We start from the raw sequence: 9,028 nt of genomic DNA, 5'->3' as shown, positions 1-9,028 counted from the left end.
GGAAAAATGTTGCTAAAACCAAAGATAGTACTCCGCCGCTACCGCCCTCTGCGTACACACTCTGGACACTGTTAGTGTTCCCGGTGATCTGAATCCAACCCAGAACAGCCAGCCCTTTGAGTACGAAAGAAACTTCATCTGCTCCATTCATCCCATGCTGCCCTTGCTATCTTTGCGATGATCTCCTCTCGGATTACATCAGGTGCTTGAGAATCTGAAACAAACACTGCGATCGCCAAATATTGCCCACTTGGAAGCGTTACGAGTCCCACATCATTGGTTGCTGCCGTTACTCCATTTACAGTAGACGAAGTACCCGTTTTGTGTGCCACGACCGTTCCCTCTGGTAACAACCCTTTGATACGCTTTAGACCTGTCTGAGTCTCTGTTATCCATTGCAACAGTAGCGCTTGACTAGATTTTGAAAGTCCTCGTCCTTCATGCAATGTGCGTAATAAAACTACTGCTGCATCGGGTGTTGCAGAGTTGCGATACTGCACGGTTGGAGCTTGCGCTAACTCCTTCTCTGTGTCCGCTACAACGATGTCGTTGATACCAAGGCTGCTTAAATATTCCGTGACACGTTGCGGTTCACCGATGAGCCGCAGCAGTACATCACAGGCGGTGTTGTCACTTTTAGAAACCATGTATTGCAGGAGTTCAGACAGACTGAATTCCTTTCCTTGCGAATTCTCATCTAGTACTTGACTTCCCTGGACAACATCGCTTGCCTCGATCCGAACCTTCTGGTCTAACTTGAGATTTCCTTGATCGACTTGATTCAGAACCGCCATTGAGATCGGCAACTTGTAAACGCTTTGCATTGGAAAGTGCTGACTCCCATTTAGAGACGCTGATTCTCCCGATGACAGCACTGTAGCTGTCATCCCAACCTGCCCTTGAGCCGCTTGAGAGATCTGCCCAATGCGATCGCGTAATGCGTCTGTGCGCTCGGTCGTGGTGGTTGTAATCTCGCTTGACGGAGTTGTTGGGCGGTTTGAGGTGGCTTCTCCACTCCCGGAGTTAATGCCTGTACAACTAACAGTCAGTAAAACACTTAGAAGAAACAAGCAACATGAGTAGAACCAGTCTTTTTTGGGCACTCGAATCATATTATCGAACCTCGAATCATAATTATCGAACCAGGGTTGTGAACAACTAGTGTTGCAAAATTTAGTTGTTGAAACATGGGGGGTTGGGGGCTGCGCCCCCAAGAAGGGGTGGAACCCCTTCATCCCTTGCGAAACTTTTGGTTTGCTGTACTAGAGCTATGCTTGTCGATCATTCAATTGCGGAAGTCAGCTAAATGCCGTTGCATAATCGCGAGCAAAGTCCTTAAACTGACGCGGCGCTTTGCCAGTCGCATCCTCTATACCTGAAGCGATCGCTGCTGCCTCATTGCGTCGATAATGGGCGTAATCTTCAATTAGTCCATCGGCTTGCCAAGCTGGCATCCCAATATTGAGCAGTTGATCGCGCATTGCTTCAGAGGGAATATCGACGAATGCAATCTGACGATTGAGCGCAGCCGAGAGTTGTTCTGCCATCTCAGCATGCGTCAATGCCTGTGGTCCCGTGAGGTTGTAAATCTTTCCCTCATGCCCTGTTTCTGTTAGAGCAGCTACAGCAACATCTGCAATATCGCGCACGTCTACCACGCTCACCTTTGCATTGTCGATCGCTGCATAAAAGGCGTTTTGGCTTGTGATTGTCGATCTAAAGTTTAATAAGCCCTGCATAAAGAGGTTGGGACGCAGAAACGTGTACGTCATTCCTGATGCTTGGATTGCCGCTTCGACAGCCGCATGGTAACGCAAAAAGCGCACGGGTGAGTCAGCATTGGCGGCGAACTGCGACAGTTTAACGATGTGCTTGACACCACTTTGTTTTGCCGCATCAACGAACGCAAGTTGTTGTGCTTCGGCGTGTTCTGTAGAGTTCGTTAAGAGAAAGGCACGGTCTACTTCAGTCAGCGCCTCCAACAGCGTCTCAGGGCGATCAAAGTTCCCCTCCACCACTTCAACATTCGGGAGTGCGATCTCCTTTGCTCGATCATGGTTACGAACCATTGCACGGACTTGCACGTTCTGTGCTGTGAGTCGCTTGACAATCTCTGTACCGTTGCTCCCAGTTGCGCCAGTTACTAAAATCATTTGACTATCCTGAAATACTATACAACCCCTGACGATTTCATCTGACATTGATTGCACTCAGAGTCATGGTTGCTTGAACGGTGAAAATTGCCTTTGAAACGGCTTGACCAACCAACTCCCCTTCTGCGATCGCCTTAATTCGCGATCGCGCTTCAGGACGTTCTTCATGTCTGAACACTGCATCGGTCAGGTGGGAGGCTTGCATCAAACTAATCAATGCTGCCATCCGAGAATTCAGTCCGATGCCTTCTAACACGGCGGCACGAACCTGCCGGACAATCTCGCGTTGAATGGATTCATCGGTTAGAAAATATCGCTGCGTTGGAAACAGTCCAAGAATGCGTTGCTCTTGTCGTTCTAAAACACCTAAATCAACTAAGTTCTGCAACTTAATCGTTTGAATTCCTAGATATCTTCGTCTCCAGCGAGTCACCCAGAACCTTGCAGTTCGAGGACGAGATGATGCTAGAACCTCACTGAGACGTTGATCTAAGAATTCATTGCCTGTGTTGCCTGCGGTTCCTGCGGAGTTGCGCAAAGCGCTAATCGCACCGATCACACGATTGTCGTTGTCGATCTCAAGTTTGCCTTGCAGTACTAAGTCTAGTAATAAAGAACCGACCAAGCCATAGTCGAGTGCAGAGTACCAAGAGAAGCGAGTTTTCCCAGTTTGGGGATTGAGTGCAAGCAGGATTAAATCCTGTGAAAGATATTGCATGATGAATTCCTGATTGAGGTATGTTACGGTTTCCTCGGAGTTGCGCCTCGGCGCTAATCGCAAGTTTGATGCTGAACCGAGAACGCGGCGGGGGCTTCTGTGGGTGGTTAGAAGACACTTTAGACATGGTGATAAACTCCTTTGATCGAGTTGCTGATTCAAGTTGCTGATGGGTTCATGAATCAACGGACTCACTGCCGCTCCCAAAAAGGTGCGTTGTCAAAAGCAATTCCTTTTGGCGCAACGACTTCAATGCGCTGTAGGTCTTCCGGTGTAAGGGTAATCCGAGATTTAGCTCATTTGTCCAATCGGTCGAACAATGATTTCATTTACATCCACCTCTGCGGGTTGCTCGATCGCAAAGGCAATCGCTCGTGCGATCGCATCTGCTGGAATCACTGCCTCACGAAATCCCCCCACCCATGCCGCTGCTTCAGCATCCGTGATCGTGCTGGCAAGTTCAGTTTCTGTCACTCCAGGCGAAATCACCGTAACTCGGATGTCAGTCGATTCCTGCCGCAGTCCTTCGGAAATCGCCCAAACTGCAAACTTAGTGGCGCAGTACACGGCTGCGGTTGGATAGACGTTGTGCCCGCCGATCGAGGAGAGATTGACAAACTGTCCTGATCGTTGCTGCTTAAAGAGAGGTAGCGCAGCAGCAATACCATGAAGCACACCGCGAATGTTCACATCAATCATGCGGTTCCATTCATCGATCTTCAGCACCTCTAGCCTGGAGAGTGGCATCAAGCCTGCATTGTTCACCACAACATCAAGGCGACCAAATTTATCCTGGGCAAACTTGACAAAGGCTTGCATGTCTTCAAGGTTGGTAACATCCAGGGTACGGTATTCTGCTTCGCCGCCTTTAGAGCGAATTTCGGCAGTAATTGCTTCTAGTCGATCGGTGCGTCGCGCCCCTAATATCACCCGTAAACCCTGACGAGCCAGCAATCTAGCCGTTGCTTCACCAATACCGCTACTGGCTCCCGTAATCGCAATAACTTTGTTCTCAACAGTTGACATGGTGATTGTTCCTTTTAGGTGATTAAAGCTGATTAGCAGTTAGACTGCTTTTAGGATGTCTGCCTGTACGACCTAGACAACCAGCACTAGTTTCTCGGTGAAACTCTTGTCCACAAGTCGTTGAACTCTTGCATATCCAGAAAGGCGATCGCTTCGACTGCTTTGCCATCCTGCATTCTGAAATACCAGGTGTAGGTGTTCCGATAAGGTTTGCCGTCCCCAGCGATCGCCTCTCCCTCCCACAGGGCAATGACCATGTCGCCATCTGCCCAGATGCCGCGCACGGTTGGCACAATTGGGGTCGATAATCGAGCACTGGTTGGATGAATGACTTGATCAAGTAACGCTTGCTTGCGATAGGTGCCCGCAGTTGCGCCAGTACCCGTAATCGTCCAGGTTGCGTCTGGAGCGAGCAGGTCGAAGAAGTTGCCAGTTCTGTTGCGCCAACTGTCGAAATATTGCCGGACGATTTCCTTGTTGCGCTGTTCGATCACCTGAGTCTCCTGTGCGTCTGATTGCCTGGGCTGAGTTGCCTGAGCCAAATCTACGAACGCTGGAAACCGATCGAGGGCAGACGGCTGATTTAATGCAATCGAGTCATGACTTAGCTTAAACGCAGTCCCATTCGACTGAAAACCTGCCTCCTCCGTGCGAGCTTGCGTCATCGCCGGAATAGCCAGCAGCCCGATCAGCCCTGTACCAATGAAAATCTGACCTAAATACCGCATCATCTCATCTCCTGAAATTTTCATGCAATTCGAGTCATCGTTACTCTCTGTTGAAGGTGCCGATGTGTCATTTCCAACTGTCAAAAATGATCGTGTGCAGTCTGACGGCTGCAAAGTCTGGGTCTCGATCGGTAACATCTAATTTCAGAGGCAAGATCTGAGCACCGAACCGTAGTTAGAGGCTGTTGTACTTGAATAGTTTCATCCTATAAGCACGAATCAGGAGTTTGAATACACAAACCTTGCAGATGATTGTCTAATCCTCTCAAAAGACGTAGACAAAGAAGAAAGATTGCCTACAAGGAACGCATGAGCGAGGCATTCAAGATACCCGGAGCCGTTCAATATCTCGGATGGGCGGTGCTCCAAACATCCGGGAATATTCGCGGCTGAATTGAGACGTACTCTCATACCCAACCCGATAAGCCGCTTGAGTGGCATCGATCGCCTCGGCAAGCATCACCTGTCGGGCAGTTAACAGTCGTAATTGCTTTTGATATTGCAGCGGACTCATGGATGTGACAGCTTTGAAGTGACGATGGAACGATGCAGCCGACATATTCGCCTGCTCTGCTAGCTCCTCAACCCGCAGCGGCTTTGTAAGATCAGCTTTAATCTGTTTAATCACGTCAGCAATGCGCTGCATACTACTGCCAGCGGTCGCAATCTGACGCACCACTTCGCCTTGTTGGTCTGTGAGCAAACGGTAATAGATCTCGCGAATGATCAACGGTGCTAGAAATGGAATGTCCTGTGGCGTATCTAACAGCTTTGTTAACCGGATAACGCAATCGATCAAAGATGGCGCGGCATCGCTGACACACCAGCCTCTGACAGGGCTTTCTTTCTGACTGATACCCAGCTTTGTTTGAGCAATAATCTCACAGAGTTGGACTGGGTCTAGCTTCAGCTTTAACCCGAGATAGGGCTGATCAGGGGTTGCACTTACCATACAAGCACTCAGCGGCATATCCACCGAAAGAATTAGATACTGAGCAATCCCGTACTGAAACGTTTCCTCATTGACCGATACTTTTTTTTGACCCTGCACCACGATGGCAAATAGGGGTTCGCTAACTTCCTGGATGGTGATGCCAGGATTGCTTTGGCGCACGAAGACTAAAGGAGCGATCGCAGTTGGATGATAACCTTCTCCCCTACCATTGGTATGCTGATCGGCTAATGTCGCTAGCTCTGCACATTCGGCGACTGTCACGGACTGCCGCGCCGACAAAATTTCTTCACCGGGAAAAATTCTGCTCGTGGTTTTGTGATCGAATGTCTTGATGGTCATGCGTGATTCCTGACGAATGCCGCGTTTCTCTATGATAAGAAGGTTTTCCCGATTCACATCTTGCTGGAGTCATGTTTCACCTGTGAACGATCCACCCATCTTGAACACGACCTTTGTTTGAGAGGATTAGGCAATGGAGACGTGGCAGAATATAGCGGAAAATGTCGATGCCTGTCCAGTCGTCATCGCCTGACCATTGCTAGTAGCAATCCAAGACTACATAAATAGGTTTATTAACTGACGAGATCACCGATGATTATTCCGATCACTCTGGGAAACGGGTTCGGATGCCTTATCGCGTTTGAACACCTTGTAGGCGATCTCCAGAAACACGGGTACTGCAACTAGCACCGCTAGCGCCCCGTAGGTCGCGTGGTACTCGCTGATTGTGAACAGAGCGGGTGAGGGCAAGGCACTTCCAGTGATGTTGAACAGGAGTGCCCCGCCGATGTTGTTCGCAAAGTGTACGCCGATGGCAAGTTCGGTAGTGCCGTCAATCAACGAGACTACAGTCCACAGCAGACCCGGAACGAGGAAGTAGGTGACAAAGATTGTGAGCCAGCCACCAGGATCGGAACCGTGGTCAGGCTGAATTCACAATTTTTTCATCAGTCAGAAATGCGGTAGATTGCTGACTATTTTTGCTGAAGAAAGTCCAGTAACGCAGGATTGACCTGATCAGCGTGAGTCCAGTTGATGGCGTGCGGTCCACCAGGAATGACAACCAGTTGGCTGTTTTTAATCAGGTTTGGAAGTCTTGCTGCGGTGGACTCAAGCGGCAAAATGCGATCGCTATCTCCATGAATAATTAGAGTCGGCACATCAATGCGGGGCAGATCATCGCGGAAATCGGTGAGCCAGGAGGGTACACAGTCCAAAGTTCCTTTAGCAGAAGCCCCTGCTGCTACATTCCAACTGGCTTGAATGGCTTCATTGCTGATGCGATCGCCCAGCAACACATCCACATTGAAGAATGCTTTGAAAAATTCAGAAAAGTAAGCTGGACGATCTTCAACGATCGCTTTCATAATGCCATCGAAAACGCTTTGATCAACACCCTCTAGATTGTCGTCTGTCTTTAACAAAAACGGTGGGACGGGAGCCATCAGCACGGCTTTCTGCACCCGCTCTGATCCGTATTTGCCAAGATAACGTGTGACTTCACCTGTTCCCATTGAGAAACCGACCAGCACGGTATTTTGCAAGTCAAGCTTGGTCATGAGTGCATTCAAATCGGCGGCGAAGGTATCGTAGTCATAACCAAACGAGGGTTGGCTAGAAGCACCGAATCCTCGGCGATCGTAGGTAATGACTCGATACCCTGCATTCAGTAAAACTAAAACCTGCTTTTCCCAGGAATGTCCGTTCAATGGAAATCCATGAATCAGCACAATCGGTTGTCCTGTCCCAAGATCTTCGTAGTAGAGATCGATGGTTGCAGAGTTTTCTTGACCAACGGTAATGTAAGGCATGAGAGGTTTCTCCGTTGTAAATTGGTTATCCATCACTTCGGTTATCGTTCGGAGTGCGTAAGAGACGGGTAGCATTTGTGTGGGTCTTTCGTCGCAAAATATTGGGCAGGTGCAGGTGTTAAGGTCGTCGCAATCTAGCAACTGCTTCCACTTCCACAAGCGTTGCTTTAGTTGCAAGGGAGGAAACGCCAATTCCCGTGATTGCCGTGCGAGACTTACCGAGGAAGTTAGATAGGATGGGTGCCAATGCTTCCATATGGTCTTCAATCTCCCCTCGAACATAGATTCTCATATGTAGAAGGTCGTCCACATTAGAGTCCGTTTCGGTAAGGATTCTTCGCACATTCTCCAGGGACAGGCTAAACTGACCTTCGACGGAATTATCGGAGACTAAGTGTTGAAGATCCCAAGCGACCTGCCCGGAGATGAACAATAGCGAACTTTCTTCGTCAATTGTTCCATGCGATAACCCCAACGGACTCCCATCGTACAGACTTACCGGATTAACTAATCGCTTCGTCATTCGATTGCCTCAAATCGTTAGTATGAAGGTTCTCACTCGCCGGACAATTTGTTTTGCAAGAAGACATCCTGACGTTGGCAGATTATTTACACCGCACTGCTGGTTTCATCCTTGACCTAAGTTTTGATGACGAAAGCTCTTAATTCGACAATCTTGCCATCACGAAAGCGCCAGATGTCGCAGTACGAGAATTAGCCGCTTTCCCGTCTTCGTCCTTTATGGTGATGTTGCCAAGTGCCGTGACAAAATCACCCTCAGCGATGAAGTGAGCGACCCTAAACTTGGGTGGCTCTACGTACGTCATCGCTATCCATTGGCGAACGGCTTCCTTTCCTTTTAGGGTCTGATCGCCTACAAACGTCTATTTTATGTCGTCGGCGCAGAACGACAAGAATCCTTCATTGTTACCTTGAGCGATCGCCGTGTTTGCCTCTTCTAAGATTGCTTTGTTTTTGGCTGACATTTGAATCTCTCTCTATTCAATATTCAATTGGGTGCTTTAAGCAATAACTTCGTTGAGCGTTCCAAAGAAACGTTGTGCAAACGCTAACACCGTTATCCTGGAAATTCCCGATATATCTCCAGTCACTAAATTCACTTTATCTTGCAGTATCATTCTGTTTCTCCTGTTTTAATTTCGTCAGTTTGTATCGGGTAAATTTGTCTCAGCAACTCAGTGGCTTCTTGTGCGATCGCAATCAGGGCATGATTAACTGAGGAGTCGTGAAGAGAATCAATCTGAGGTGCACCTTCATGCTCAGAATTATTTTTGCCTTGTACTAATGAATACTTCATAGAGCTATCCTCAATGAAATACTGATTTGCAGTTGACCAAATGAACATCCAATAATTCAGTTATTAGCATGGTTCAAAAAGCGGCAGTTTTGTTCATCGAAATAAGCAAAATCTGACCATCAAAAATAGATAGCTGCTTGCCAATATTTACAGACAAATCAAATATAAATTGGGAGTGAAGATCGGAGAACTTATTAACCCGGCAATGATTGAGAGTGCATTGTACTAAGCTGCGTAGGCAATCTTGGGATGCTGAAAGTAGCTTCTGACTCTTGCAGGTAACTTTTGCAGCTTATGAAGATGACTCCGTAACCGCTGA

Annotated in this window: 9 protein-coding genes; all 9 read right to left on the bottom strand. The window is 48.2% G+C overall.

Annotated features, from left to right (window positions below):
* Nucleotides 1–134: 134 nt before the first annotated feature.
* Nucleotides 135–1,112 (bottom strand): class A beta-lactamase, encoded by a 978-nt coding sequence (gene bla / locus J0L70_RS31795; RefSeq protein ID WP_287457320.1) that lies wholly within the window; start codon nucleotides 1,110–1,112, stop codon nucleotides 135–137.
* A gap of 186 nt (nucleotides 1,113–1,298) precedes the next feature.
* Nucleotides 1,299–2,153 (bottom strand): SDR family oxidoreductase, encoded by an 855-nt coding sequence (locus J0L70_RS31790; RefSeq protein ID WP_287457319.1) that lies wholly within the window; start codon nucleotides 2,151–2,153, stop codon nucleotides 1,299–1,301.
* Between the two features lie 37 nt (nucleotides 2,154–2,190).
* Entirely contained in the window at nucleotides 2,191–2,871 is a 681-nt protein-coding gene (locus tag J0L70_RS31785; protein WP_287457317.1) for a GOLPH3/VPS74 family protein, read from the bottom strand.
* Nucleotides 2,872–3,162: 291 nt separating this feature from the next.
* The gene (locus J0L70_RS31780) at nucleotides 3,163–3,897 is read right to left on the bottom strand and encodes an SDR family oxidoreductase (protein ID WP_287457316.1); all 735 of its coding nucleotides are present in this window, start codon (nucleotides 3,895–3,897) and stop codon (nucleotides 3,163–3,165) included.
* Nucleotides 3,898–3,983: 86 nt separating this feature from the next.
* Nucleotides 3,984–4,649, bottom strand: coding sequence for a nuclear transport factor 2 family protein (locus tag J0L70_RS31775; RefSeq protein ID WP_287457315.1), 666 nt, complete (start codon nucleotides 4,647–4,649; stop codon nucleotides 3,984–3,986).
* A 298-nt stretch (nucleotides 4,650–4,947) separates the two neighbouring features.
* Nucleotides 4,948–5,919 carry an AraC family transcriptional regulator gene (locus J0L70_RS31770; RefSeq protein WP_287457314.1) on the bottom strand — a complete coding sequence of 324 codons (972 nt, stop codon included), beginning with the start codon at nucleotides 5,917–5,919 and terminating at the stop codon, nucleotides 4,948–4,950.
* A gap of 635 nt (nucleotides 5,920–6,554) precedes the next feature.
* Complete coding sequence (locus J0L70_RS31765; RefSeq protein WP_287457313.1) at nucleotides 6,555–7,391, bottom strand: alpha/beta fold hydrolase; 837 nt, start codon at nucleotides 7,389–7,391, stop codon at nucleotides 6,555–6,557.
* 118 nt (nucleotides 7,392–7,509) lie between these two features.
* Nucleotides 7,510–7,914 (bottom strand): RidA family protein, encoded by a 405-nt coding sequence (locus J0L70_RS31760; RefSeq protein WP_287457312.1) that lies wholly within the window; start codon nucleotides 7,912–7,914, stop codon nucleotides 7,510–7,512.
* 612 nt (nucleotides 7,915–8,526) lie between these two features.
* Complete coding sequence (locus J0L70_RS31755) at nucleotides 8,527–8,709, bottom strand: hypothetical protein (protein ID WP_287457311.1); 183 nt, start codon at nucleotides 8,707–8,709, stop codon at nucleotides 8,527–8,529.
* Between the last annotated feature and the right edge of the window lie 319 nt (nucleotides 8,710–9,028).

This window comes from Leptolyngbya sp. UWPOB_LEPTO1, assembly GCF_017302695.1.
In the GTDB taxonomy this organism is placed as follows: domain Bacteria; phylum Cyanobacteriota; class Cyanobacteriia; order Leptolyngbyales; family Leptolyngbyaceae; genus Leptolyngbya; species Leptolyngbya boryana.
Note: the sequence above shows the minus strand (reverse complement) of the source record. Positions and strands in the feature narration are given on the sequence as shown.

Bases quoted from the DNA above. Each gene is read 5' to 3' on its own strand.
- bla (WP_287457320.1), bottom strand. From the start codon at position 1,112: ATGATTCGAGTGCCCAAAAAAGACTGGTTCTACTCATGTTGCTTGTTT.
- J0L70_RS31770 (WP_287457314.1), bottom strand. From the start codon at position 5,919: ATGACCATCAAGACATTCGATCACAAAACCACGAGCAGAATTTTTCCC.
- J0L70_RS31775 (WP_287457315.1), bottom strand. From the start codon at position 4,649: ATGAAAATTTCAGGAGATGAGATGATGCGGTATTTAGGTCAGATTTTC.
- J0L70_RS31760 (WP_287457312.1), bottom strand. From the start codon at position 7,914: ATGACGAAGCGATTAGTTAATCCGGTAAGTCTGTACGATGGGAGTCCG.
- J0L70_RS31785 (WP_287457317.1), bottom strand. From the start codon at position 2,871: ATGCAATATCTTTCACAGGATTTAATCCTGCTTGCACTCAATCCCCAA.
- J0L70_RS31790 (WP_287457319.1), bottom strand. From the start codon at position 2,153: ATGATTTTAGTAACTGGCGCAACTGGGAGCAACGGTACAGAGATTGTC.
- J0L70_RS31765 (WP_287457313.1), bottom strand. From the start codon at position 7,391: ATGCCTTACATTACCGTTGGTCAAGAAAACTCTGCAACCATCGATCTC.
- J0L70_RS31780 (WP_287457316.1), bottom strand. From the start codon at position 3,897: ATGTCAACTGTTGAGAACAAAGTTATTGCGATTACGGGAGCCAGTAGC.
- J0L70_RS31755 (WP_287457311.1), bottom strand. From the start codon at position 8,709: ATGAAGTATTCATTAGTACAAGGCAAAAATAATTCTGAGCATGAAGGT.